Source organism: Bacillus sp. SG-1 (genome assembly GCF_000181495.1).
Classification (GTDB): Bacteria; Bacillota; Bacilli; order Bacillales; family Bacillaceae_B; genus Rossellomorea.
The window spans coordinates 1-26501 of the sequence record NZ_ABCF01000038.1 but is presented as its reverse complement, the minus strand read 5'-3'; the positions used below and the strand labels follow the sequence as shown (position 1 = coordinate 26501).

The following is a 26501-nucleotide window of genomic DNA, read 5'->3' as shown; positions in this document are numbered from 1 at the left end:
AATTGTGAGGGAAACGAGAAATGTTTGGATCATAATTCAAGGAATAGACCAAATTGAGAGGTCGTCGAGAAGAATGAGGACAAATAAGTCGAGGAATAGACCAAATTGTGGGGACAACGAGAAAAATGTGGACCATTAAATCAAGGAATAAGCCGAATTGTAAGAGCAACCTGAAATTTGTGGTCAGATAAGTCCAAATTTAACTCAAATCGGGGGCAAACGTTTAACAAGCCAGTTTGTACCCACCAACCAATCACAGAAAGCCCCAAAAACAAAAACTCCCCACCGAGGAGGAGTTTTCATTCTGTTGTGTAATAGTAAAGATATGCTGTTTATAAATGTTTGCTGATACCATCGGCGATTTCTTTTAACTCATTTGCGCTGTATTGGTCTGTATGGGTTTTCCAAACAGCTCCGAATCCGTCGCCTTGTCCATAACGAGGAATGATGTGAAGGTGGAAGTGGAAAACGGACTGGCCGGCATCTTCCCCATTATTATTCAGCAGGTTCAAGCCGATTGGATTATACTCCGCTTTGATGGCATTTGCGATTTTCGGTACAGCTGCAAAGACATTGGACGCGATTTCTTCTGTCAGCTCGTACACATTTTCTTTATGTACTTTCGGGATCACCAGGGTATGTCCTTTGGTCACCTGGCTGATATCAAGGAAAGCCAGAACATGTTCGTCCTCATACACTTTTGATGAAGGGATTTCGCCGTCAATTATTTTGCAAAAAATACAGTCACTCATAGTATCCCGCCTTTCAATGTTTTTTTGATTTTATCATAATAAGTGAAATTATGGAAAGAACAAAGAAGGGGCCGGCAGAAAGGTAATATCAGAATCACCCTTTGCCAGCCCCATTTGAAGGGGGAATACATTAAAGGTTCATTAGTGGAACGTCTAAATGCTCTGCGATAAACACCTCATTTTGCATGATTTTGCAAGATCAGTGATTAATCGAAATTTGTGTTGACCGACTCTGGTTCAAAGCGACCATCCCCTTATCTTATAGCTTTTTATGCTTTAAGAAGTCAATGATAGTCCGTGTTCTTTGATAAACACCTCATTTTTAAAGTTTGTTAAAAATTATGGTGTGAGTTCAAGTCAATACTGTGCAAGACGACCATCCCCTTATTAATGATGGAAGCAAACGTATAATTCGGATCCCGGTCTTTAACAACCACCCCGTTTTAAGTTTTGCTGTCCCCTTCCTCCATTATGATGGCCATTTTTTAATTCTATATACAAGAAAAATATTATTTATCGAAGAAGTTCAGAAATAGCCTGAAAAGACGCGCTTTGCTAAAATGAAACCAACAACAGATAGAAAGGACGTTGCTTGTGTCACTATTGGAAATTCAGCATTTGGTTGGAGGATATACACGAAAACCCGTGTTGAAAGATATTTCTTTCAGCATCGATTCTAACGAAATTGTAGGGTTGATTGGACTGAACGGAGCCGGAAAGAGTACGACTATCAAGCATATCATCGGGTTGATGGAGCCTAAGCAGGGAGATATCAAAATCAACGGGCTCCAACTAAAAGGTGATACCGATGAATACCGAAAACAGTTCGCCTACATACCGGAAACACCGATCCTCTACGATGAATTGACTTTGGAAGAACATATGAGGCTAACTGCAATGGCCTATGGAGTTCCAGAAGCGGAATATAAAAAGAGGGCGGAGGGGCTGCTGAAAGAATTCAGAATGGAAAAAAGGCTGGGCTGGTTTCCTTCTCATTTCTCAAAAGGGATGAAACAAAAAGTCATGATCATGTGTGCTTTTTTGGTAGAACCGAGTCTGTATATTATCGACGAACCCTTTGTAGGTCTGGATCCGTTAGCAATCCAGTCTTTGTTGAATTCGATGGAAGAGATGAAAAAGAATGGGGCCGGCATATTGATGTCTACCCATATCCTCGCAACAGCAGAACGGTATTGTGATTCATTTATCATTCTTCATGAAGGGCAAATCAGAGCTAAGGGAACGCTTCAAGAACTGCAGCAGGAATTTGGAATGCCCCATGCAACGTTGGATGATATCTATATCGAGCTGACAAAGGAAGAAGTTGAACAATGAGAAATATCGATGAAATATGGAAAAAAAGGGTTGTGGAATATAATACAGAGCTGAGGAAATATCTACGTTATATGTTTAATGACCACTTGCTGTTTGTGCTTATTTTTGCTTTAGGCGGTGGTGCATTCACATATAATCAGTGGGTAGGGACTCTTGACAGCTCTTTTCCGGCTCCGTTTATTATGGCGGTCATCCTTGGATTGATCCTCTCATGGAGTCCGGTCTATACATTCTTACGGGAGGCAGATGCTGTCTTTTTACTGCCGCTTGAAAGCCGTATGAAAAAGTTTTTCCAAAAAGGGATATGGGTAAGCTTTATTTCGCAGTCCTATGTATTGCTGCTGATTCTTGCTGCCATGATGCCTATGTATGTAAAGGTGACAGACCGAGGATTTCAATTTTTCTTTGTCCTCCTCTTAATTTTATTAGGACTGAAAGTATGGAATCTCTATGTGAGATGGTATACCTTGAAAAATCAGGAGCGTGATACGCATTTTGTTGATTACTTTATACGATTTGCTTTAAACGCTGTTTTCCTTTATATGGTGCTCAGCGGGGCTTCTCTTGTCCTGGTTCTCGCAGTGGCGGTCATCCTGATGGGTTACCTATTGTACTTCAGGGGCTCCGTAAAAGGGAAAAGCCTGAAATGGGATGTACTGATCAGTCTGGAAGAGCAGAGGATGCTCTTGTTTTATAGATTGGCGAATATGTTCACGGATGTGCCGAAACTGAAGGGGAAAGTGCATCGCAGAAGATGGCTCGACGCTGTCATGAATATGATAAAGTACGACCAGAAGCAAACCTTTAAGTTTTTGTATATCCGTTCCCTTCTGCGCACGAGTGAATATTTTGGCTTATATATCCGTCTTTCTTTATTGTCCATGGTGATCCTTTACTTTAGTGAGACACTTTGGCTCAGCATCGTAACCGGTTTGCTGTTTATGTATTTGACTGGTTTTCAGATGATCCCAATGTTCAAACGTTTTGATTATAAAATATGGGTCTCCCTATACCCGGTGGCTGAAAGTGTGAAAAAACAATCCTTCCAGCAAGTGGTGTACTGGGCAATGAATGTACAGGCTGTCCTATTTTCTCTGGCGCTCGCCTTAGGCGGCCAATCATATGAAGCGGGGATCCTGTTGGCCGCAGGGCTTTTGTTTGCATTTGCCTTTGCAAATTTTTATCTCCCGCAGAGACTGAAGAAATTCGAATACTGAGTGAAACTTCATGTTGCTTCATTCGTATTAACAGGCATGGTTTTGGTTCTTTTTAACGAGGCAAGGAGTTGAACATGCTCCTGAGGATAATAATCTGCACTGAGAAAAGCAAAGCTCGCAAAACAGCCTACTAAAAGGACAGGTGTTTGACATGAAAAGCTTTGAATCACATGCACAAAACGAAATGGAGATGTGGAAGAGGAAAAAACTGAAGAGAGCAGGCATAGTGAACCGAACTGCCAAAAAAGCACAAATCAAATTCAACTCAGTGATTCCGGAGAAGGTGCACAAGATGGTTACGGACAGCATCAAGAACATGGTCAAAGTAACATTGGCAGGTTCAGGGTTTACATCCAGTAATAAAATTATCGTTCCGGAATCATTAGAAGAGAAGGAAAAGTACATGAAGGAAAGGCTGTCTTTTTATAGAAAAGCAGCCGCGGTGGAAGGAGCCGGAACAGGTGCCGGCGGAATTTTCCTTGGATTGGCGGATTTTCCGCTGCTGCTTTCCATTAAAATGAAATATCTATATGAAGCGGCCCAGATACACGGTTTTGATCCGAAAGATTATGAGGAAAGACTTTTCATGTTATATGTTTTTCAGCTTGCGTTCTCAAGTGATGCACATCGCCGTGAAGTTTTCTCGATTATTGATGGTTGGAAAGAGTTTAAGAAAAAGGCTGTTGACTTGGATTGGAAGGTGTTCCAGCAGGAGTACCGCGATTATATAGATTTTGTGAAGATGCTTCAGATCATTCCCGGTATCGGGGCACTTATAGGAGCTTATGCCAATTATGGACTATTGGAAGAGTTAGGTGAAGCAGCAATATATGCTTATCGAAGCAGGTATTTTAAATAGTAAATGATGCCCCTCCCCTTGCAGGCGAGGGGCATTGTTTTTTGTGAGGGAAAAGGATGATGCTTGCAAGGCGAGCCAAGAAAACATCTTTTATATTTGATGTACCCCGCTCCCTGGGCGACCGGTAACAACCATCAGAAAAGCCGGCACAAAAATGTACCGGCTTTTCTGTTATTGGGAATAAGTGATGGCGGCCTTGGCGAGGACACGTGCGGCTGTCAGCATCGCTTTTTCATTAAAGTCGAATTTTGGATGGTGGTGGGGGTACGGGTGTTCAACTCCCTCAGGCTGGGCCCCGGTGAAGAAAAAGGTACCTGGGACCTTTTGCAGATAGTATGCAAAATCCTCTCCGCCCATTTGCATGTCACACTCTTCAATTGCACTGACTCCGTTTATGCCTTCGACTGCTTTGACAAGGTGCTCCGTTTCTTCTTTATGGTTTACAACCGCTGGATAACCTTTATCGTAATGGAAGGTATAGGAGCAATCGGCTGAAAGGCATGTGCCTTTTATGATTCTTTCCATTTCGTTAATGATGAAGTCCCTGGTATCCTCACTGAAGGTTCGGACCGTTCCGCCCAATTTGGCAGTATCGGCTATTACATTGAATGCATTTTCGGCAACAAATGATCCTATCGTGACAACGGCGGGTTCTATTGGATTGACTCTCCGGCTGACGATTTGCTGAAGGGTACCGACCAATTGTGACGCTGCGACAATGGAGTCCTTTGTTTTGTGCGGCTGAGCACCATGTCCTCCAGCTCCTTGGATGGTTATTTCAAATCGGTCTGCCGCGGCCATGATGGGGCCAGTACGGTATTGAATCTTTCCAAGCGGTTCTGTTGCCCATAAGTGGGTTCCAAAAACGGCATCCACACCATCCAGGCAGCCTGCTTCTACCATTGGTTTTGCTCCCCCAGGGGCATATTCTTCAGCGTGCTGATGAATGAACACGTAAGTCCCCGGCAGTTCAGCCTTCAGCTCATTCATTGCTTTCGCAAGTACAAGCAATGTTGCTGTATGTCCATCATGGCCGCAAGCATGCATGACACCATCGATGGTTGAACGGTAAGGGACTTCCTTCTCGTCATGGATAGGCAGTGCGTCAAAATCAGCTCTCAAGGCAATGGTTTTTCCAGGTCTCGCCCCGTCAATTCGTGCAATGACCCCGTTGCCTCCTACTCCCGGATTCACATCTATTTCAAGCTGTCGGTAAAAGTCGGCGATAAATTGTGATGTTTTAACCTCTTTGAATGAAACTTCCGGATGCTGATGAAGATACCGTCTGATTTCCACCATTTCTTCCCACCCGTTTTCCAGTTTTTCAAATAATGTTTCGAGCATTCAAATTCCTCCTTCGACGCCTATGTGTTTTATTATGAAAATTAAGAATAGTATATCATTATATTTATATAAATGTCGGCGATTACTATAGCGGTCCTTGGCTTAATTATGGTAAAACAAATAGGGGAGGTGAGAATATGTCTAAAAAGAAATATATTTGGGGATGGATCTCTTTTGCTGTTTTTCTTGGAGTCCTTCTACTCGTTTCAACAGATTACATACTTTGGTTTGATCAAACGGTTTTTGCCATATTTAAAAATTTTCCGTTTTTAGAGCATTTTGATTTCATCGGAACCGAGCTGGTCATCGGGACAGTAAGCATACTTCTGATCCTATGGCTTGCGCTTAAGGAAAGGAATTTTACTGGTATTATTTTTACTGTGTTAGCCATTGGCGGTGGAAACTATATTAATAAATTTTTCAAAGCAGTGGTGGAGAGAGACAGGCCGGAAGCTCTTCACGGGGAAGAGGGGTTCAGTTTTCCGAGCGGACACGCGATGGTGGGGCTGATCTTTTTGCTTGTGCTGGCATTCTTTATTTCGAAAATGATTACGTCAGCGAATGGGAAGTTGGCCGTCTATGTGACAGCCATAAGCCTGGCACTATTGACGGGTTTCAGCAGAATCCCTGATGAGGCCCACTACCCTTCAGATGTACTAGCTGGTTTTCTGATAGGATTTTCTTATTATGTTCTTTGCGAGTTCGCGTATCTGAAGTTGAGTAACAGGAAGTAAAAAAGCTGAATCTTAAGAGGCGGGCAATGCCTCTTAGATTCAGCTTTTTTAAAGGCTCTTTTCGTAAACTTTGTTGCTATTTAATACAAATTTAAAAAATACCTACTTAATTAACCAGAAATAGCCTGATAAACAAGGAAGAAAAGAGCTAATTCACCTTGTACAGAGAAATAAGCCCTTGTCTCCAAGGGAAAAATCCGGCTTCTTGGATTTTTCCGAGAGCAACAATATATACGAGAACAGCGTTTTTATATGAGAAACATAGCAAAGATGGTTGTTGCAATCAGACCGATGATAACAGGTGCCAGGTTTCGTCTTGCCAGTTCGAATGGATCGACATTACAGATGGCAGCCGCAGGGATGAGTGCCCAAGGAACGAGTGTGCCCCCGCCGACCCAGATGGCGGATATTTGACCAAGGGCAGTCAACGTGGCAGCCCCTGATCCAATGCTGTCAGAGAATAACAGGGCTACCGATCCGGCAAGGGATATTCCTGAAAAGCCTGAGCCATCGAGTCCGGTAATGGCCCCTACAGTCGTGAGAGTGACAGCACCAACAGCTTTAGAGAGTGGAACAACGGCTGCGAGCGCCCCGCCGAGGTCATTTACAATCCCGGAAGAAGCGTCCGGCAGAAAGCCTTCTCCTATTATCGCTGTAAAGCCGGAATCCCCAAGGTAGAAGAAGGCGGCAATGGGAATGACAGGACCGAAGACTTTAAATCCAAATTGAAACCCTTCAATTATGAAGCTGGTTGTTTGTTCAAGGCCTTTAGCTTTATAACCAGAAAGTGAGATGATGAGCAGAATGAATATGGAGGTACCGCCAATAAGTGCAGTGGCATCTCCTCCCTGAAGATCGAACAAGAACATGGCAAGGATATTCAATGCGAAAAGGACGGGGATCATCAGTGCAAAGAACTTCTTGGCAGAGTGGCTTAATAGCTCTGGGCCTTCTTCTTTAGCAACATCCTGTAGTTCGGATTCCTCTACAACGAGAATTCCTTTCTTCATATCCCTTTTTAAAAAGAGAAATGCCGTTACCGTCGTCACAATCCCCATCACAGCCACAAGCGGGATACTGGCCTGGATTACCTCAGATACCTGTAGTCCGGCTGCGTCAGAGGTCAGTTTTGGGGCAGCTTGAATGACAAAGTCTCCTGAAAGGGCAATCCCATGACCAAAGAGGTTCATGGCCATGGCGATGCCAAGTGCAGGCAAACCGACACGGAGAGCAACAGGAACCAGGACAGCTCCCAAGAGTGCTACTGCAGGCGAAGGCCAGAAAAACCAGGAAATCAGCATCATGACAATCCCGATCGTCCAGTAAGCAAGGGCAGGTGTCTTGATCAATTTCGCAAAAGGACTGATCATGACATCGTTAATGCCCGTTTTTGTAAGGCTTTTACTCATTCCGACAATGATTGAGATGACCAGGATAGTGGACAAAAGCTCTGTGATCGCAAAAATAAAACTGTTAAAGACACTGCTCACAGAGCTGGTCAATGAGCCATTCGCCAGCAATGCAATGAGAAAGATCCCGGCGATGCAAACGATCGTTGTATCTCTTCTGAATACCATGAAAAGAATGATTAACCCAATGAAAGCTAAGTAAAGCCAGTGTAAGGCAGTCAATTCCACAAGCATAATAGGTTCCCCCTCACCTAATCTTTTAAAAGGGCGTTTGCCTTTTGTATTACAGGATATTCACCCAGAAAGTGATGGTGAAAGGATATACATAAAATCTCCGTCCAGGGACGGAGTCGAAATCATGCCGATGCTCCTCTTAAGGTGAAAGATATCCTAGTAAACTGTATTTAATAGAAGATTTTCCTTTACTAAAAGAGATTTAATGGGAGAGTTTAATGCGGCGGGGAAGAAAAATTTCCCGACGGCCGCATTTAGCGGTGTGCATGTAAAATTGATTTTTTTAATACAACGAAATAATAAAGGATTTTGATGTAATTCATCGAAATGAGAAAAGAATGGTTAAAGGCGGTGTGAAAATTGAAAAATTCTGGCGGAAAACAATGGTTTTTCTCAGCGATACTATTAATGACAGGTGTAGTATTGCTGTTAATTAATATTGGTGTCATTTCCTTGGAAATAAAACAGTTATTTGTCATATTCATTCCTTTGCTTATCTTGTTGCAAGGGTTGAAATGGATGGTAAATAGCATCAAATGGAGAAGGTCGATTAAATTCACTTTCGGCTTATTTCTGTTTATCTATGGTGGATTACTGATATTGGATACTTTTGACGCTGTTTCATTCTCTTATGGAGAATGGTGGAAACTGTGGCCTGTCAGCTTGATGGGGTTTGCCTTCATGGTGTTATGGAAAAAAAGCCAAATGACTTTGCCGGGGGAAGACTCGTTTGATAGAGAGACGAAAGGAAAGAAGAAAACACTGAAAAGTGAAAAGAAAAGGGTGAAAGTGAAACGGGGATATATCGTCGGTGATGTGAAATTTAATCAGCCCAATTGGCCGCTTGAATCCATGAGGCTGTATAACATGATAGGAAATTATTATTTTGATATAAGCAAAGCGTATATTCCGGAAGGCGAAACGCCAATCCATCTTAAAGGGTGGGTTGGGGACGTGAAAATGTTGATCCCTGAGGATATTCCGGTTGATATACGTGTCGAAGGAAGCGTTGGCGATATAAAAATATTCGGCCAAAAATCAGCGGATATCAAACCAAATTTGACTTATAGGTCTCCTGGATATGATGAAGCGGAGAAAAAACTGAAGATCATGATAGAATTTTCCATTGGTTCTGTACGAATCAATAAGGTCTGAGAGGTGCTTCCATTGAATAAATCTTCAAATATACGCTTTTGGTTCTTTAAGAGTTTTTTCATGATGGGGTTGATGGGTACACTATTCTTTTTCCTTATTATTCAATTTTATATCCTGATGGCAGAAACTCCACACATAACACTTGCCGGATCTCTTTATCTCACACTCCTTGTTTTTAGTATCTTTTTACTGCTGAGCATCTATTTTGGTGTCAAGACAGGTTACTCCTTTAAAGGAAGGCTTGATGATATTTCCACTTTTGTTTCAGTGTTAAGAAGCGGAAGATTTTCAGCGCGGGTGAATGACGAAAAAGAGGATGAAATTGGAATTTTAACAGATGAACTAAACCAGCTTGCGGTTTATATACAGGAACAGGTAAAGTCACTGCAAAGGCTGGCAGATGAAAAATCAGAACTGGCAGACCAAGCCCACCAAGCGGCAGTAATGGAGGAAAGGCACCGATTGGCAAGGGATTTGCACGATTCAGTCAGCCAGCAGCTGTTTGCCCTTAACATGCTGTCATCCGCAGCCGTACGTACCGTGCAAAAGAAGCCAAAAGAATCTGAACCAATCCTGAAGCAGGTAGCTGAAATCGCCTCGAAAGCACAGGGAGAAATGCGGGCACTTCTGCTCCATTTGAGACCGATAGATTTGAAGGGAGAAAGCCTGCCGCAAGGGTTAAAGAAGCTTATTCAGGAGTTGAAAGAAAAAACCCCCATTGACATAATGGCCGAGTTCAATCACTTGGAAGGGCTGACAAAGGGAGCAGAAGCCCACATGTTCCGAATTATTCAAGAGGGAATATCCAACATTCTCAGGCATGCTGAGGCGACGCAAATCAAGATCTCAACCAAAAAAATTGATTCAACCCTGAACTTATATATCAGTGATAACGGAAAAGGTTTCAATGTCAATCAGCAAAAAATGACCTCTTATGGCCTGCAGACGATGAGGGAACGGTGTGAAGAGATTGGCGGCATCTTTCAAATCCGCTCAAAGGAGAACGAAGGAACATATATAAATATAAGGATACCTTTAAGGGAAGAGGGAGAGGGCATCAATGGATAAAATCAAAGTAATGATTGTCGATGACCATGAGATGGTCAGACTCGGAATGAAGACCTACCTGTTGACTGAAGAGAGAATCGAATTCCTCGGTGAAGCCTCGAGCGGAAATGAGGCTGTGAAACTGGCTAAGCTTTACCAGCCGCAGATTATCTTAATGGACTTGTTGATGGAAAATGGAAACGGGATAGAGGCTACACAGGAGATATTAACATTTCTTCCGGACTGTAAAATTATTATTCTTACAAGCTACTACGATGATGAAAAAGTCTTCCCTGCAATTGAGGCAGGTGCCCACAGCTACCTCTTGAAAACGGCAAGTGCCGATGAAGTCGTATCGGCAGTTTACAAAGCTGTCAAAGGAGAAAGTGTGATCGCCCCGAAAGTCGCAGATAAAATGATGAACAGGTTCCGGCCTCAGGAAAGGAAGTTGCATGAGGACCTGACTACCAGGGAATTGGAAGTGCTGAAATGTCTCGGAGAAGGGATGACGAACCAGGAAATATCTGATGAACTTTTCATTGGTGTCAAGACCACCAAAACACATGTCAGCAATATTCTCAGCAAACTGGGGGTAGCCGACCGTACACAGGCTGCGATCTATGCCAACCGCAATGGAATCTTAATGAAGAGTTCAGGTAAATAAATCTGACAATGAAAAAGCCGGTCCGCAAACCAATCTGCGGGCCGGCTTTTTCATTAGGCTCTTTTCGTAAACTTTGTTGCTGTTTAATACAAACTTTTAAAAATATCTACTTAATTAACCAGAAATAGCCTGATAAACAAGAAAGAAAAGAGCTAACTCACCTTTTCAGAGAAAAAAGCCCTTGTCTCCAAGGGGAAAATCCGGCTTTTTGGATTTTTCCGAGAGCAACAATATATACGAAAACAGCGTTTCATTAATCCTCGTCTGCAGCTATGCTGTACTGTGTTACATAGGAAGGGCGGGGAAACATGTTCCGTTGAGCATCTACGCCATCCTCGGTTCCTCTTTTTTCATGAGCTTTCGCATACTGCTGAGAGTCCTGCCACTGTTTAAAGGAATGCTCATCTTCCCATTGCGTTAAAATGGCATAAGTGTCCGTTTCGATTGGACGAAGGACCCTGATGGCAATAAAGCCGTCCACTTCTTCAATTAAACCTGCACGGTTCTTGAATCGGTATTCAAAGACGGGACGACCTTCATCAGAAACCGGGATATTGTTGATGACAACAAATCCGTGTTTTTTTAGATCGCCTGTAGAGTCGATGACCTCATATCGTCTCGGTTCCTGAAATACAGATTTCCCTTCTGTTTCATGGACCAATACGGAAGTATCTGCATTATCCATCAGGATAAGGGTCTCGTCCATGTGTTTGTTTTCTAACGTTTTTAAAAATTCATGCGTTCCGCTTGTCATATAAACATACATATCGTTCACTCCTGCCACTATAGTATATTTTTATTTTTCCCTCTGCCCCAATTCGTAAACTCTCTGCTGCCGGCAAGGCATATGTAATTGAAATCTCCTTTATGATATCGCTTTCAAATTGCCCCTGCAAATTCAGCGCTTTAATTTTGAACAAACCGACATATAAAATCGGCAAATTTATGACATTTGGAGCCCTTAACTATACATTTATAGTGGAAAAGTCTATAGTGAAAACGGGATATATGAACGTATAGGTTAATATAGCTGCGTCATTTTTTAATCTTTAGCCATAATATAATACAATGATGTTACATAGAGGATTCAGAAGGGTGGACATATACAAATGAAAAAGATGAATGACACATTTTTAAAAGCTGCAAGAGGGGAAAAGACAGACTACACACCAGTATGGTACATGAGACAGGCCGGGCGTTCACAGCCTGAGTACAGAGAATTGAAGGAAAAGTATTCATTGTTTGAAATTACGCATCAGCCTGAGATCTGCGCATATGTAACTCGTTTGCCAGTGGAACAGTATGACGTGGATGCGGCTATTTTATATAAGGACATCATGTCTCCACTGCCTTCCATCGGTGTTGACGTAGATATTAAACCGGGCATCGGACCTGTGATTGATAACCCGATTAGATCTGTGGCAGATGTCGAAAAGCTGGGAGAAATCGACCCCGAAAGCGATGTTCCTTACATATTGGATACGATTAAGCTTTTGACGAAGGAACAGCTTTCCGTTCCATTGATCGGATTTGCCGGGGCACCTTTTACAATGGCGAGCTATATGATTGAGGGCGGTCCTTCGAAAAACTATAATAAGACAAAAGCGTTCATGTATGCAGAACCAAAAGCATGGTTTACGTTAATGGACAAGCTGGCTGATATGACCATTACCTATGGCCGTGCCCAAATCAAGGCGGGGGCGTCAGCATTCCAAATCTTTGATTCTTGGGTGGGAGCTTTGAATGTTCAGGATTACCGCACATTCATCAAACCGACAATGGAGAAGATCTTCTCAGAACTGAAGAAAGAAAATGTTCCATTGATCATGTTCGGGGTAGGGGCAAGCCACCTTTCCATGGAATGGCACGACCTTCCGATTGATGTAGTTGGACTGGACTGGAGACTTCCTGTGCAGGAAGCACTTTCCAACGGAATCACGAAGACAGTTATGGGTAATTTAGACCCGGCGATTTTACTTGCTCCATGGGACGTCATCGAAGAGAAGGCTAAAGCAATCCTTGACCAGGGTATCGCCAATCCGGGACATATCTTTAATCTTGGCCACGGGGTATTCCCTTCCGTAAAACCAGAAACCTTAAAAAGACTTACGGCATTCGTGCACGAATACAGTGCAGAGAAAATGAGAGGGTAACCTTTTCATACAATACTGAACTTAAATATTGAGGTGAGCGAATAATGACAAAGAAAAAAATGGGTCTCCTTGTAATGGCTTATGGGACTCCTTACAAAGAAGAAGACATCGAACGTTATTACACACATATCCGCCACGGCAGAACACCTTCACCTGAAATGCTGGAAGATTTAACTGAACGTTATGAAGCAATCGGGGGGATTTCTCCATTGGCAAAAATAACGCTTGATCAGGGAAAATCACTTGAAGAGCGTCTAAATGCCATTCAGGATGAAGTTGAATTTAAGATGTATCTAGGTCTTAAACATATTGAACCGTTTGTTGAAGATGCAGTGCAGCAAATGCACGAAGATGGCATCGAAGAAGCGGTATCTATCGTTTTGGCCCCGCATTTTTCCACTTTCAGTGTGAAATCTTACAACGGACGTGCCAAACAAGAAGCAGCCAAGCTCGGAGGTCCGAACATCACATCGGTTGAAAGCTGGTATGATGAACCGAAATTCATTGAGTATTGGGTTAACAAAGTAAAAGAAACGTATGCAAGTATGACGGAAGAAGAACGAAATGAAGCAGTCTTGATCGTTTCCGCACACAGCCTTCCGGAAAGAATCCTGAAAGACGGAGATCCGTACCCCGATCAGCTCCAGGAAACTGCTGACTTAATTGCAAAAGGAGCGGGAATCACCAATTACGCTGTCGGCTGGCAGAGTGAAGGGAATACTCCTGACCCATGGATTGGTCCGGACGTTCAGGACCTGACAAGAGATTTGCATAAAGAAGAAGGCTATAACACATTTGTTTATATTCCAGTCGGTTTCGTTGCAGACCACCTGGAAGTACTTTATGACAATGATTATGAATGTAAAGTAGTGACGGATGAAATTGGCGCAAGCTATTACAGACCGGAAATGCCAAATGCAAAGCCTGAGTTCATTGACGCATTGGCAACTGTAGTAATGAAGCATCTAAACTAAGAATCAAAACTAGAAAAAGAAGGCGATGAACCAGTGGAGAAACAAAAGGTAGTAATTATCGGCGGGGGAATTACAGGATTAACATCAGCTTACTATCTGCAAAAAGAAGCCGAGAAGACCGGACGTCCACTTGACATTAAACTGATTGAAGCGAGCCATAGGCTTGGCGGAAAAATTCAAACAGTTAAGAGGGACGGTTTTGTGATCGAAAGAGGACCCGACTCATTTCTGGAGAGAAAAACGAGTGCTGCCAGGCTTGCCAAAGAAGTTGGTCTAGACAATGATCTTGTGAACAACTCCACAGGCACAGCATATGTCCTGGTGAACGGAGAACTTCATCCAATGCCAGGCGGTTCTGTAATGGGGATTCCGACACAAATGGCTCCTTTTGTTACCACCGGTTTGTTTTCTATGCAGGGTAAAGCGAGAGCGGCAGCTGACTTCATATTACCCAAGTCTAAGGTTGAGGGTGACCAGTCTCTGGGCGAATTTTTCAGAAGAAGACTTGGTCATGAAGTAGTTGAAAATTTAATTGAGCCATTGCTGTCCGGGATCTATGCTGGAGATATCGATAAGCTGAGCCTCATGTCAACATTTCCTCAGTTTTACCAGGTGGAACAAAAACATAGAAGTCTGATACTTGGAATGAAGAAAACGACACCCGCACCCCAGAAGGGCGGCAAGAAAAAAGCAATATTCCTGACACTGACGAAGGGGTTGCAATCGTTGGTGGATGCCATTGAAGAGAGGCTCCATCCTGATTCAGTCCTGAAAGGAGTCAGAGTGGAACAAATCGAGAAAGCTGAGAACAACGGTTATTCTCTTTTCCTGAATAACGGGGAGAGTTTGGATGCGGACAGTGTCATTGTGACCACTCCCCATCCAACGATTCCAACGATGTTCCCGCAGCACAATCTTTTTGAACATCTAAAATCAATACCGGCTACCTCAGTGGCAACAGTCGCCATGGCATTTCCACAAGAAGCAATTAAAAAGGATATCGATGGAACAGGATTTGTCGTATCACGAAACAGTGACTACACCATTACTGCCTGTACATGGACTCACAGGAAATGGCCGCATTCCACACCGGATGGAAAAGTATTGCTTCGATGCTATGTCGGCAGAGCAGGGGATGAAGCTGTTGTAGACCTTTCCGACAGCCAGATTGAAAAAATCGTTCTCCAGGATCTGAATAAAATCATGGATATCACGATGAACCCTGAGTTTACGATTGTTTCAAGATGGAAAGATGCAATGCCTCAATATACTGTCGGTCATAAAGACCGCTTAGAAAAAATGCGGGTCAATGTAAATAGAGAGCTTCCCGGATTATTTATCGCAGGCAGTTCCTTCGAAGGCCTTGGCCTTCCAGACTGTATCGATCAAGGCGAAAAAGCAGTCCGAAACGTACTAGAATATCTATCATAAACCAAAAAACATGCAGGCTGAACTCACAGCCTGCATGTTTTTTTTGTTTGTTACGTTAACGCGTTAACACACTAAGAGGGACAGTCCCTCTTAGTCCGTTAGTGTGTTAAAGGGTAACTTTTAATTGTTGGAGGCATGAATTGTTGAATTAAATGTCCCTTTAAGAATGTTTTGGTAATACCGTAGAGATTCCCTGAGGAACGTACCATTACAAAGGGAATATAGAGTTATAATGGTAAGATTCCTCGATAAACGTACCATTATAAAGAGAATATAGAGTTATAATGGTAAGATTCCTTGAAAAACGTACCATTCCAAAGAGAAACCTAAAGTTATAATGGTAAGATTCTTTGATAAACGTACCATTACAAAGAGAAACCTAAAGTTATAATGGTAAGATTCCTCGATAAACGTACCATTCCAAAGGGAAACTAGAGTTATAATGGTAAGATTCCTCGATAAACGTACCATTCCAAAGGGAATATAGAGTTGTAATGGTAAGATTCCTCGATAAACGAACCATTCCAAAGGGAAACTAAAGTTATAATGGTAAGATACCTTGAAAAACGTACCATTTCAAAGGGAAACTAAAGTTATAATGGTAAGATTCCTCGATAAACATACCATTCTAAAAAGAGCTTTCAGTTATAAGGAAATATTTCTTTAAAACCAACCGCCTCCGGTATTCCTTCAATATGTATCATCCTTGCACAAACAAACTGTAGTTCTTAGTTGAACCTCCCTGTCATCCTCGTCTTATACTCATTTCGGAAGGCTGGTTTCGCAAAGTTTATGGTTTTTAAAAAGGAGAATTCTAATTTTGAATACATTTTGATTGAAGCGGAATTAGCGTGACCTCCTGCGGAATTAGCGTGACGTCTGTTCCAGCACCAAGGGCACGTACCTACTGGAACGTAACCCAGCCCCTCGGGATCAAACCCCTCAAAAAAAACTCATTGAAAAGAAGCAGAACTCTACCAAACAAATGAGCCAGGTAGAAACCTATTTTTGAACTTTTTTAGAATTTTATTTGACAAATCTGTGAACAAACATAAAATAGTATATAAAGGATTATATATTGGGGGCGATACGGATGGGTAATAAACAACAACTACTCGCGGCTGTTAAATGGCTTTCTGCTGGAGGCACAGCAATCGGATTAATGATTACTTTTTACAGCTTTTTTGTAAGCGGTATCACACAGGAGTATATGCTTTCGATCGGAATCGGTGTGATGGTCGGTTTCATGTTTATTTTTGGAACGATGATCTTCCTGCCTCTTATTGAAGAGTTTACAGGGAAAAGCAGACCTGAAATAAACGGCATGTTCAAGAATCGAATTTAATAATTAAATGTAAAAAAAGGCTTGGAAAGTTCTCCAAGCCTTTTTGTATGGGAATTGCTAGTTACTAACGAATTGCTTTCCTTATGAAGATCATCATCGATCATTCGGCTCTTCACAGGAGTCGACAACTGGAAGTGGTTGCGGACACATTATTATTAATGGGCTGCATGACCAGAGGTCAATACCCAGATAGAACCGATCACAATGACGACCGCACAGAACACTGCGTAAATAATATTGATAATCTGTACTTTGCCGTCTTCTCCTTCATTGACGTGCATGAACATGAACAATTGAAGACCTGCCTGCACAACAGCCAGTGTACCAATGACCCACATAACAACTGTAAATGAGAGGGACGTTTTTAGTGCGACCCATGCTGCTGCAAAGGTAAGGACGAGTGACATAATAAAGCCGACAAAGTGGCTTATTGGATAATTTTTTGTACTCTTTTCCATTACAGCATCATTCCTTTCAAGTAAACAAATGTGAAGATGAAGATCCAGACAACATCAAGGAAGTGCCAATATAACCCGATAATAAAGACTTTTCGGGCAGTGACTGGCGTGAGTCCTCGTTTTACCAGCTGAATGATGACCATTACTGCCCAGAAGATACCGAATGTGACGTGTGCTCCATGCGTTCCAAGCAGTACAAAAAGACTGGAAAGGAATGCACTCGTCTGCATCGTTGCACCTTCATGAACATAATGAATAAATTCATTGATCTCCATGTATAAGAAACCGGCACCCAGGCCAAGAGTGATAATTAACCACGTAATCAGGCCTTTTAGGTTTCCGCGTCTCATTTCAAAGATTGCCAGTCCGCATGTAAAGCTGCTCGTAAGCAGCAATACAGTCTGGACCATAACTTCTTTCATCATAAAAATGTCCTGGTGTGTCGGACCGCCTGCATAACGTTGGCTCAACACGGCATATACAGCAAACAATGTAGCGAAGAGGGCAATCTCAGCTCCAAGGAATATCCAGAAACCGAGAATGCTTAAACGGTTCTGCTCTGTTTGATACTCTAAAGGAAGGGACGTATCGACTTTAGCTGACATGTTTATTCACCTCTCCTTTTTTGTTTCTCCAAGAACGTTCAATGTCTTTAATTTCTTCTACAGGAATATAGTATCCATCGTTATAATCGAACGAACGGTAAATCAATCCTGCAATGATACCAAGTGAGGCGATGATTGTTGCGATTTGCCACTCGAATACAAGGAAGAATCCGGCGATCCCGAAAAATACACACATGATAAACGGTAAGCCAGCGTTGCTTGGCATGTGGATCTTCTTGATGTCTGAGTCGCTCAATGTCAATCCTTCATTATTCTTTTTCATATGCCAGAAAGCATCAATCGCTTTAACTTCAGGTTGTTGTGCAAAGTTGTAGTACTGAACAGGTGAAGCAGTTGCCCACTCCAGTGTTCTTGCATCCCAAGGATCGCTTGAGATATCCCTGTCTGCATAACGGATGCTCCAGTAGATGTTGTAGCAGAATACTGCGAACCCTGCAGCCAGGATGATGGAACCAATTGCAGATACTAAGAACAATTCAGAGAAGCCTGATTCAGCTGAGAATGTGTAAGAACGGCGTACCGCACCTTTTAGTCCCAGGAAGAACATCGGCATGAATGTAACGTTGAATCCAATATTGAACAACCAGAAATGCCATTTTCCTAACTTTTCATTCAGCATATGGCCGAACATTTTTGGCCACCAGTAGTACAATCCAGCAAATACCGCATAGACAACACCAGGGATCAATACATAGTGGAAGTGGGCAACCAGGAACAATGTATTATGGTATTGATAATCGGCTGCACCCATGGCAAGCATGACACCTGTGACTCCACCGATGGTAAACGTCGGGATGAAGGCCAATGCCCATAGCATGGCAGTTGTCATCTTGATCCGGCCTTTTCTCATAGTGAAAAGCCAGTTGAAGATTTTAACACCAGTCGGAACCGCGATCATCATAGTTGTAATTGAGAAGAATGAGTTAACCGCAGGACCTGAGCCCATTGTATAAAAATGGTGGACCCATACGACCATGCTCAGTACAGCAATACCGACAATCGCATACACCATTGATTTATAACCAAACAAAGATTTACGTGAGAATGTAGCAATGACCTCAGAGAAAATTCCAAAAGCAGGCAAGGCTACAATGTATACTTCAGGGTGCCCCCATAACCAGAACAAGTTAGCCCAAAGCATATCCATTCCTCCGCCGGATACTGTGAAGAAATGGGTACCGAAAATACGGTCTGTCGTCATAAGCGCCAATGCAACTGTGAAGATCGGGAAAGCAGCGACGATAATGACTGAAGTAATAAGTGTAGTCCATGTGAACATAGGCATCTTCATTAGTCCCATGCCTTTTGTTCTCATTTTCAAAATCGTTACAATAAAGTTGATACCTGTCATGAGTGTACCGATACCGGCAATCTGAAGGGCTACAGCATAATAGTTATTGGCTATGCCCGGGCTGAACTCTTTACCAGCCAGCGGGAAGTACGATGTCCACCCGGCATCCGGAGATCCCCCGATGACGAATGAAATGTTAAACAGCATCGCTCCGGCAAAGAACAGCCAGAAGCTCAAAGCGTTCAATTGAGGGAACGCAACATCACGTGCCCCGATTTGCAATGGAACAACAACGTTCATTAAACCAATCAAGAAAGGCATCGCCATGAATAGAATCATAATTACACCATGTGTCGTGAAAATTTCGTTGTAATGCTGTGAACTCAAAAATTCCATTTCGGGTCTGGATGTCTGTGCCTTCATCAGCAGCCCGTCAATTCCTCCACGGAAAAACATCAATATAGCTGCAATGATATACATAATCCCGATTCGTTTATGGTCGACGGTTGTAATCCATTCCCGCCATAACCAGGTCCATTTCTTTAGATAGGTAACACCAAAAACGACGCCGATCATCGTAAGTGCAATGGAGATCTGAGCTCCTAGAATAAGCGGATCTCCTGTTACGAAAAATTCATCCCATTTAATGCCCATGGTGGTCACCTCCGTGTGAGTCATCTTCTTCATCACTATGTCCGCTGTGTGAATCTTCGTGTCCGTGACCGTGATCATCAGATTCTTCTTCATCATCATCAGCGTTTTTATAGTTGTCTTCTTCTTCAAACGTTTTTCCCTGATAACCGTGGTAGCGGTATAGTTCAGGATTCGTGTACGTTTTGGAATTTATATCGGAATGGTCCACCCACGCAAGATGTGTATTATTAAAAGTCAGTCTGCCTAAGTGCGTAGGCTTCAACAGCTCTTCATATTTATCTTCTGTAAGTTTAGGAGCTGTGTCTTTCACTTCTTTGACCCACTCATCATAATCTGATTGAGTTTGAGCCAGTACTTCAAATTCCATTTCGGCATAACCGCGGCCATTAAAGTTTGAGTTTTTCCCCATGTATGAACCAGGGTTATCAGCTGCAAGATACAATTCTGTTTCCATTTTGGCCATCGCATATTTCTGACCGGCCAATGCAGGTACCCAGAAGGATTGCATTGTACTTGCAGACGTAAGTTTGAAGAGTACTGGAGTATCTTCAGGAATATTGACATAGTTTACAGTTTCGATGCCTTCTTCAGGATAACTGAAAATCCATTTCCAGTCGGCTGCTGTAACATGGATGGTAATCGGTTCTTTTTCTTCAAGCGTTTCTGGAATCTCTTCTAAACTGTAAAGTGTTTTGACAGTCGGAATCGTCAACGCAATAACAATCAGAATCGGGATTCCCGTCCAAATGACCTCAAGGAGTGTGCTGCCGTGTTCTTCAGGCGGCTCGTAATCCATGTTCTCTGGTTTTTCTCTGTATTTCCAGATGATATAAGCAAACAATGCGAAAACGACTACGACAACAATTAACATCCAAATGAGTGACCAGTTAATTAGCTCTGTAATGGACCTTGCCACTGGTCCTTGCGGTTCGAAGACAACCATATTCGTCTCGCAGCCGCTCAAGAAAAGCACTAATGATAATGGAAGAAATACCAGTAAAGGCTTTAGTGATTTCATATCTGTTCCTCACCTTCTTTTTATAAATGTCACAAATTGTTCAAAATTTGTTCAGTATTTCACAAACTTACTGAAAAAAAATATTTTTGGCAGAAGAACGATCAAACACAATCGTGTCTCCTAGTAAGTGAATAATATCACAATATGCTCGGCCAATTTGTTACAAAAAAAGTAAGGTTGATTTTTACATTCAGTGGAATTTGATGAAGAAAACGTTAAAGCCTTGATATATCAAGGATATATTGCCTTTTTAAAACTGTGACAAGAATTCGAACGTTTAAAATTGAGGAGGGAATTTGGCCATTGAGTTCATGATTTTTTATTGATTATGTTTATTTTTGGATAATTAGAATGGTGATAAAAGCACGGAGTGAAACTGAGATTAAGGCTGGAATTGACCGAATCTCACGTGCGCACTGGATAATTTAGATCAATAACTCGGGAAATGGACCAAATTTTCCATCGGTGCGGGAAGAATTGGATCAATAACTCAAGAATGGCCCAAAATTCATGTCTGCGTCTGGTAATATAGATCAATACCTCAACGAAAAGGCCAAATATCGCCAACCCGAAGCAACCCGTTGGCTAATAAAAGTTTTTTCCGCTGGTACATAATATGGAAGTGAATTTACATTTTAATGATTATTGATGGTCATAATAAAAGAGAATAAGAGTATCGATGAGGTGACCTATGGAAACAAAGCATCAAACCGATCTTACATCAGCTGAAATTGCCATGCTCTGGAATACTTATATGGCGGACACGATGGCATATTGTATCCTGCATCATTTTTTAAAGACAACCGAAGATAAGAGCATTGATCCAGTTATTACGTACGCCTCTGATATTGCCAAAGAACATATTGAAGTCATCCGGGATTTATTCATTAAGGAGGAACTGCCGCTACCGAATGGTTTTGGAAAGAATGATGTCAATTCAGACGCACCAAAACTTTTCTCCGATGTCACCTACCTAAGATACATTCATCACGTCGGAAGAAGTGGATTGAATGCTTATTCCCTTGCGAAGGGAGTACTTGCACGTAAGGATGTCAGGGAACTGTACAGTAAATGGCTGCAGCAGTCAGACAAACTATTCGATATGGCATGTGAAATGATGCTCGAAAAAGGTGTGTTTATCCGCTCTCCATATATGGCTTATCCTGAAAGGGTCGAGTATGTAATGAATGCAGACTTTATGGGAGGTATGTTTGGGAAGAAGCGTCCGCTGCTTGCCATGGAGGTTGCCCACCTTGGCACAAACATAGAGGTATCAAATGTGGCGAAAACACTTCTCCTCGGTTTCAGCCAGGTTGCTCAATCCAAAACGGTGGCGAATTACTTCAAAAAAGGATACGATTCGTCCCGAAAACATAATGAGAAGTTTATATCCTGTTTAAAAGATGATGACAATTCCTATCCTTCTACATGGGATTCTACCATTACTGCGTCAACGGAAAGTCCCTTTTCGGACAAGCTCATGATGTTTCAGATCTCAGGATTGAATTCGATCGGCATGGGAGATTATGGAATGGCTCTTGCCGCTACGATGAGAAAAGACATTGGATTAATGTATGAGTCCTTACTAATGAATCTCGGAAAATATGCTGACGAAGGAGCAAAAATCATGATTAGGAATGGGTGGTTTGAAAAGCCGCCTCAAACCCTTGACAGAGATAAGTTAAGAAAACAGAAAAAATAATATTTACAGAAAATTTCTAACGTTGTAAAATTTATTTGATAGTAAGTTTTATATAGTAGCTGATTTTGAAATATTCATTTTTGCCTTTATGTTTCATATAGAAGATTTATGTATAAGGCTGTCGTATTTACGGCGGCCTTTTTCTATGAAGCTGTTGACACAGACAGATTTTATCAGAGTATTGCTGTCAGGAAATGTCTTGCAAGATCAGCTCTAAGATTGACCGATATAGCTGCAGGGTAGGGGGAAATAAAACATGGAGGCTTTACAAAAGACTAAAGAATTGATCGCCAGAAAAGTTCTTCCTGAAGGAACTGAAGTGTTAAGGAAGCTGCAGGGCGGGACAGTCAGCGAGTTATATTTATTAGGAATCCAAGGATCTCCCCGTTATGTCATCAAATCAAATGTTCCTGAAGTAATCGCCTCGGAAGCTTCTTTCCTTGAGTTTTACTATGGTGCAGAACTATTACCGAAGCTTTTATACAGAGATGCGGAGAATCAGTATCTCGTCTATCATTATGTAAGGGGGGAAGTATTAAATAACGTTGGTAACAAGCGTTCCGTTCTGGAGTCTGTTGTATTGCATTTTATCAATCAATATAAAGAAATTTCTCCTCTGGAGGGATGGGGGTGGAGAGATGAGCCCGTCTCAACTTGGGAGCAATTTATCACTACCAGGGTGAATGAAGCGAAGAAAACGGTAGCGGGGCATTTGGACACAAGGGATGATGAACTGGTAGATTTACTTGTTAAAGACTCAACCATGAATTGGAGCAAGACAGCTTATTTGCTTCATGGTGATTGCGGGGTACATAACTTTTTAATCGAGCATGGTGAATTGTCCGGGATTATCGACCCGACGCCTGTAATCGGACCGCCTCTTTATGATTTGCTGTATGCCTTTTGTTCCTCGCCGGAAGATTTGACAGTTGAAACGATTATGCATTGCAGTGGACTGATGGAATTCAAAAGCAATCTGACGACTGGTGAGTTATATAGGGAAGTCTCCATCATCCTGTATATCAGGCTTGCGACTTGCCTGCGGCATCATCCTGAGGATTTCAGTGAATATAAACAAGCATGGGCCCATTGGAAGGGGAAATTAGAAGGAAGGTCAACATGATATAAAAAATTGGGAGGAATCAAGATGAGTAAAAAGGCAGAATACCTGGCACAAAAACAGCTTGATGCGTACAATTTGCAAGATATAGAGACTTTTCTGGACTGTTACAGTACAGATGTAACAGTCATGGAGTTTCCATCAAACAAAGTTATATACCAGGGGCTTGACGCGATGAGGGAGCGTTATACACGGATGTTCGAAGAGAATCCGAATAATCATGCTGAACTGCTTAATCGCATGGCAAAAGGAAATGTTGCAATTGATCATGAGCATGTGACAGGAAGAGCAAACGGCAAAGAAGTCTATGCTGTGGCCATGTATGAAGTCTCTGATGAGAAGATTAAAAAAGTGTGGTTTGTTGTGTGACTTGAAGGATTACGCAGACGTGAATGTTATACGTCTTCATGCAGAATGCGATGCAGGGCTCAACGCCCGCCCCGCGGTTCGCGCACCTACAGTGAACACTAGCTCATTCTCGAATAGCAACGAATACATAGGAATAGAGCCAAAATAAAAAGCTGAAGCGAATGCCGCTCCAGCTTTTTGTTTTTTACAGTTCGTGGTTCGTAATACAGTTATCGCAATGGTTGCCGTAGCATTCATGCTGCTCTTCGATATGCTCTCCACATTGTACACATTGCTTCCTAGGTAAGTTTCTGAAAAATTCCACCACATTCGTTAACATATTGATCACCCTCCGCTTTTAGTATACCCCATTTGTTATATAACTGATTTCTTTATTTTCTATATTGTATTATAACAGATTGGTTTTCGTCAATCGATTTTGCATCAAAATTTTAAAATAATGAAAAAATAGGCGTATTGGAGTATAGTGGAGATATGAGTGAAAACCATTCTCAAACAAAAATACGGAAAGGAGAGATTTCCTTGAAACTGACTGTAATCGGACATTGGGGCGGATACCCCAAAAAGAATGAAGCCAGTTCCGGATATTTGCTGGAAGAGCAGGGGTTTAAACTGTTGATCGACTGTGGCAGCGGTGTTTTATCCTTCTTGCAGGAGCATATTGAAGCATATGAACTGGACGCTGCAATCCTGTCTCACTACCATCCGGATCATACGGCAGATATAGGTGTACTTCAGCATGCTCTGTTAATACAGAAATACTTAGGGAAGAATAGCAACACACTTCCGTTTTACGCCCACGAGGAAGACAAGCAGGGGTTTGCATCACTTACATACAAAGACCTAATGAGGGGTACCGCATATAATCCGAGTGAAGTGCTGCATATCGGTCCATATACCATCTCGTTTCTTAAGACCAAGCACCCGGTGCCATGCTATGCCATGAGAATTGAAGCAGGAGGCAAAACTCTCGTTTATACAGCGGACTCCGCCTACCAGGACTCGTTTATTTCATTTGCAAAGGATGCTGACATTTTTCTTTGTGAATGTAATTTCTATGGCGATATGGATGGAAGCGGAGCAGGGCATATGAACAGCCTTGACAGTGGCAGGGTTGCGAAGGCCGCCGGTGTCAAAAAGCTTGTCTTGACTCACCTTCCACACTATGGAGATTTAAATAAACTCGTTCAAGAAGTTGCCGGCATTTATAAAGGTGAAATCATTCTCGCCGAAAAAGACTTACAATTAAATGTATAATGTACCATTCAAAGGAGGACCCATCTTATGAAATTCATCGACAATAAAGGTATCACAGACCCGCGTATCAACCTGGCAATCGAGGAATATGCCCTGAAAAACCTGGACATTAATGAAGACTATTTACTGTTCTATATCAACGAACCTTCCATTATCATCGGAAAAAATCAAAACACGATAGAAGAAATCAATACGGAATATGTAGAAGCACAAAACCTGCATGTTGTCCGCCGTTTGTCCGGAGGGGGAGCGGTATACCATGACCTCGGGAACCTTAACTTCAGCTTCATCACTAAAGATGACGGTCAAAGCTTTCATAACTTCCAGAAATTCACCGAGCCTGTCATCAAGGCTCTTAAAAAATTAGGTGTGAATGCAGAGTTAAGCGGAAGAAACGATATTGAAGCAGAGGGAAGGAAAATTTCTGGAAATGCACAGTTTTCAACTAAGGGAAGAATGTTCAGCCATGGAACCCTGCTTTTTGATTCGGAGATTGAAAATGTAGTTTCTGCACTGAAAGTCAGAAAAGACAAGATTGAATCTAAGGGAATCAAATCCATCCGCAGCCGTGTAGCCAACATCTCTGAATTCCTTGAAGAGAAAATGACGATAACAGATTTCCGCTCAATGCTCCTTCGCTATATTTTTGATGAGAACGAAGTGGAAGAATACGTACTTACAGAAGAAGATTGGAAGAACATTAACGAGCTGTCCGAAGAGAGATATCAAAACTGGAAATGGAATTATGGAAAGTCTCCAAAGTTCAACCTTCAGCACTCACATCGATTTCCAGTCGGCTCCATTGATATCCGGCTTGAAGTCAATAAAGGTATCATTGAAAACTGCAAGATCTTTGGTGACTTCTTCGGTGTAGGCGATGTCAGTGACATTGAAAACAAGCTGACTGGTTTGAAATACGAAAAAGCTGAAGTCGAGAAGGCGCTTGAAGGTGTAGAAATCCAGCACTACTTTGGAAAAGTTACAAAAGAAGATATTGTCAATTTAGTGTACTAAAGAAAAACATCCCATTTCACCAAAGGATTTTTTCTGCAAATCAGGTTAATTCTTAATTCTTATGGATAAAACATAGGTATAGAGCAGATTTGAAGAAAGTGGTGAATTCAAATGGAAAAAGCTCAGGTCAAAAGGTATTGTGAAAACGATAAAAAAGAAACGATCCATGATGCCGTCGAGGATGCATTGGAAATTCAGTATAAGTGTACCGTCTGCGGACGTGAAGAACAGGTAGTCAAGACCTTCTTTTAAAATACACACAGCAAAAAAACGCATGGCCCCCTGGAAGGGGGGCCATGTTTTTTTGTTTAGCCCTTTAAAGCACTAAAAGGGACAGTC

Annotated in this window: 26 protein-coding genes; 17 read left to right on the top strand and 9 right to left on the bottom strand. The window is 42.1% G+C overall.

All coding sequences use genetic code 11. From position 1 onward, the window contains the following. Positions 1-332: 332 nt before the first annotated feature. Positions 333-752, bottom strand: a complete 420-nt coding sequence (locus BSG1_RS13585; protein ID WP_006837660.1) for an HIT family protein — start codon at positions 750-752, stop codon at positions 333-335. A gap of 594 nt (positions 753-1346) precedes the next feature. Between BSG1_RS13585 and BSG1_RS13580 the strand changes: the two genes are divergently transcribed. From BSG1_RS13580 to BSG1_RS13570, 3 genes are all read left to right on the top strand, one after another. Further along, a complete protein-coding gene (locus BSG1_RS13580) occupies positions 1347-2087 on the top strand; it encodes an ABC transporter ATP-binding protein (protein WP_083802887.1) in 741 nt (246 codons plus the stop codon). Then, entirely contained in the window at positions 2084-3304 is a 1221-nt protein-coding gene (locus BSG1_RS13575; RefSeq protein ID WP_006837658.1) for an ABC transporter permease, read from the top strand. Before BSG1_RS13580 ends, BSG1_RS13575 begins: the two co-directional genes overlap by 4 nt. Before the next feature lie 151 nt (positions 3305-3455). Continuing rightward, on the top strand, positions 3456-4163 hold the full coding sequence (locus BSG1_RS13570) for an EcsC family protein (RefSeq protein WP_006837657.1): 708 nt from the start codon (positions 3456-3458) through the stop codon (positions 4161-4163). Between the two features lie 171 nt (positions 4164-4334). Here BSG1_RS13570 and BSG1_RS13565 read toward each other — a convergent pair whose 3' ends face one another. Further along, entirely contained in the window at positions 4335-5507 is a 1173-nt protein-coding gene (locus BSG1_RS13565; RefSeq protein ID WP_006837656.1) for a M20 family metallopeptidase, read from the bottom strand. Between the two features lie 137 nt (positions 5508-5644). On the opposite strand from BSG1_RS13565, the gene BSG1_RS13560 reads away from it, so the two are divergent. Beyond that, the gene (locus tag BSG1_RS13560) at positions 5645-6241 is read left to right on the top strand and encodes a phosphatase PAP2 family protein (RefSeq protein WP_006837655.1); all 597 of its coding nucleotides are present in this window, start codon (positions 5645-5647) and stop codon (positions 6239-6241) included. A gap of 248 nt (positions 6242-6489) precedes the next feature. On the opposite strand, the gene BSG1_RS13555 is transcribed toward BSG1_RS13560, so the two are convergent. After that, entirely contained in the window at positions 6490-7884 is a 1395-nt protein-coding gene (locus BSG1_RS13555) for a hypothetical protein (RefSeq protein ID WP_006837654.1), read from the bottom strand. A gap of 360 nt (positions 7885-8244) precedes the next feature. Here BSG1_RS13555 and liaF point away from each other — a divergent pair, with 360 nt between their 5' ends. From liaF to BSG1_RS13540, 3 genes are read left to right on the top strand one after another with little or no spacing between them, the layout of a single operon-like run. Continuing rightward, a complete protein-coding gene (liaF, locus tag BSG1_RS13550; RefSeq protein WP_052302396.1) occupies positions 8245-9039 on the top strand; it encodes a cell wall-active antibiotics response protein LiaF in 795 nt (264 codons plus the stop codon). A gap of 12 nt (positions 9040-9051) precedes the next feature. After that, positions 9052-10107, top strand: coding sequence for a sensor histidine kinase (locus BSG1_RS13545; protein ID WP_232214238.1), 1056 nt, complete (start codon positions 9052-9054; stop codon positions 10105-10107). Then, positions 10100-10750 carry a response regulator transcription factor gene (locus tag BSG1_RS13540; RefSeq protein ID WP_006837650.1) on the top strand — a complete coding sequence of 217 codons (651 nt, stop codon included), beginning with the start codon at positions 10100-10102 and terminating at the stop codon, positions 10748-10750. Before BSG1_RS13545 ends, BSG1_RS13540 begins: the two co-directional genes overlap by 8 nt. Before the next feature lie 253 nt (positions 10751-11003). Here the strand turns inward: BSG1_RS13540 and BSG1_RS13535 are convergent, their stop codons facing one another. After that, a complete protein-coding gene (locus BSG1_RS13535; protein WP_044022908.1) occupies positions 11004-11516 on the bottom strand; it encodes an antibiotic biosynthesis monooxygenase family protein in 513 nt (170 codons plus the stop codon). A gap of 343 nt (positions 11517-11859) precedes the next feature. Here BSG1_RS13535 and hemE point away from each other — a divergent pair, with 343 nt between their 5' ends. From hemE to BSG1_RS13515, 4 genes are all read left to right on the top strand, one after another. Next, positions 11860-12903, top strand: a complete 1044-nt coding sequence (hemE, locus tag BSG1_RS13530) for a uroporphyrinogen decarboxylase (RefSeq protein ID WP_006837648.1) — start codon at positions 11860-11862, stop codon at positions 12901-12903. A 44-nt stretch (positions 12904-12947) separates the two neighbouring features. Continuing rightward, a complete protein-coding gene (gene hemH, locus BSG1_RS13525; protein ID WP_006837647.1) occupies positions 12948-13877 on the top strand; it encodes a ferrochelatase in 930 nt (309 codons plus the stop codon). Between the two features lie 33 nt (positions 13878-13910). After that, the gene (hemY, locus tag BSG1_RS13520; RefSeq protein ID WP_006837646.1) at positions 13911-15308 is read left to right on the top strand and encodes a protoporphyrinogen oxidase; all 1398 of its coding nucleotides are present in this window, start codon (positions 13911-13913) and stop codon (positions 15306-15308) included. Between the two features lie 1093 nt (positions 15309-16401). Next, positions 16402-16653 (top strand): hypothetical protein, encoded by a 252-nt coding sequence (locus tag BSG1_RS13515; protein ID WP_006837645.1) that lies wholly within the window; start codon positions 16402-16404, stop codon positions 16651-16653. Between the two features lie 155 nt (positions 16654-16808). On the opposite strand, the gene qoxD is transcribed toward BSG1_RS13515, so the two are convergent. Genes qoxD through qoxA form a run of 4 tightly spaced genes read right to left on the bottom strand, consistent with a single transcriptional unit; the run spans position 16809 to position 20700 of the window. Next, positions 16809-17111, bottom strand: a complete 303-nt coding sequence (gene qoxD, locus BSG1_RS13510) for a cytochrome aa3 quinol oxidase subunit IV (RefSeq protein WP_006837644.1) — start codon at positions 17109-17111, stop codon at positions 16809-16811. After that, on the bottom strand, positions 17111-17716 hold the full coding sequence (qoxC, locus tag BSG1_RS13505; RefSeq protein WP_006837643.1) for a cytochrome aa3 quinol oxidase subunit III: 606 nt from the start codon (positions 17714-17716) through the stop codon (positions 17111-17113). The genes qoxD and qoxC overlap by 1 nt, the downstream gene beginning before the upstream one ends. After that, the gene (gene qoxB, locus BSG1_RS13500; protein ID WP_006837642.1) at positions 17706-19682 is read right to left on the bottom strand and encodes a cytochrome aa3 quinol oxidase subunit I; all 1977 of its coding nucleotides are present in this window, start codon (positions 19680-19682) and stop codon (positions 17706-17708) included. Before qoxB ends, qoxC begins: the two co-directional genes overlap by 11 nt. After that, positions 19672-20700, bottom strand: coding sequence for a cytochrome aa3 quinol oxidase subunit II (qoxA, locus tag BSG1_RS13495; protein WP_006837641.1), 1029 nt, complete (start codon positions 20698-20700; stop codon positions 19672-19674). Before qoxA ends, qoxB begins: the two co-directional genes overlap by 11 nt. Positions 20701-21391: 691 nt before the next feature. Between qoxA and BSG1_RS13490 the strand changes: the two genes are divergently transcribed. From BSG1_RS13490 to BSG1_RS13480, 3 genes are all read left to right on the top strand, one after another. Next, entirely contained in the window at positions 21392-22402 is a 1011-nt protein-coding gene (locus BSG1_RS13490; RefSeq protein WP_006837640.1) for a DUF3231 family protein, read from the top strand. 256 nt (positions 22403-22658) lie between these two features. Further along, positions 22659-23525: a phosphotransferase gene (locus BSG1_RS13485; RefSeq protein WP_006837638.1), complete on the top strand. Its 867-nt coding sequence runs from the start codon at positions 22659-22661 to the stop codon at positions 23523-23525. A 24-nt stretch (positions 23526-23549) separates the two neighbouring features. Beyond that, entirely contained in the window at positions 23550-23891 is a 342-nt protein-coding gene (locus BSG1_RS13480) for a nuclear transport factor 2 family protein (RefSeq protein ID WP_044022907.1), read from the top strand. Between the two features lie 184 nt (positions 23892-24075). Here the strand turns inward: BSG1_RS13480 and yhfH are convergent, their stop codons facing one another. After that, positions 24076-24210, bottom strand: coding sequence for a protein YhfH (gene yhfH / locus BSG1_RS20410; protein WP_006837636.1), 135 nt, complete (start codon positions 24208-24210; stop codon positions 24076-24078). 203 nt (positions 24211-24413) lie between these two features. Between yhfH and BSG1_RS13470 the strand changes: the two genes are divergently transcribed. The 3 genes from BSG1_RS13470 (at position 24414) to BSG1_RS21140 (ending at position 26414) form a co-directional block, all read left to right on the top strand. Then, a complete protein-coding gene (locus BSG1_RS13470; RefSeq protein ID WP_044022909.1) occupies positions 24414-25148 on the top strand; it encodes an MBL fold metallo-hydrolase in 735 nt (244 codons plus the stop codon). Positions 25149-25175: 27 nt separating this feature from the next. Then, positions 25176-26162: a lipoate--protein ligase gene (locus BSG1_RS13465; RefSeq protein ID WP_006837634.1), complete on the top strand. Its 987-nt coding sequence runs from the start codon at positions 25176-25178 to the stop codon at positions 26160-26162. Between the two features lie 111 nt (positions 26163-26273). Then, the gene (locus BSG1_RS21140; RefSeq protein ID WP_006837633.1) at positions 26274-26414 is read left to right on the top strand and encodes a hypothetical protein; all 141 of its coding nucleotides are present in this window, start codon (positions 26274-26276) and stop codon (positions 26412-26414) included. Positions 26415-26501 lie beyond the last annotated feature (87 nt).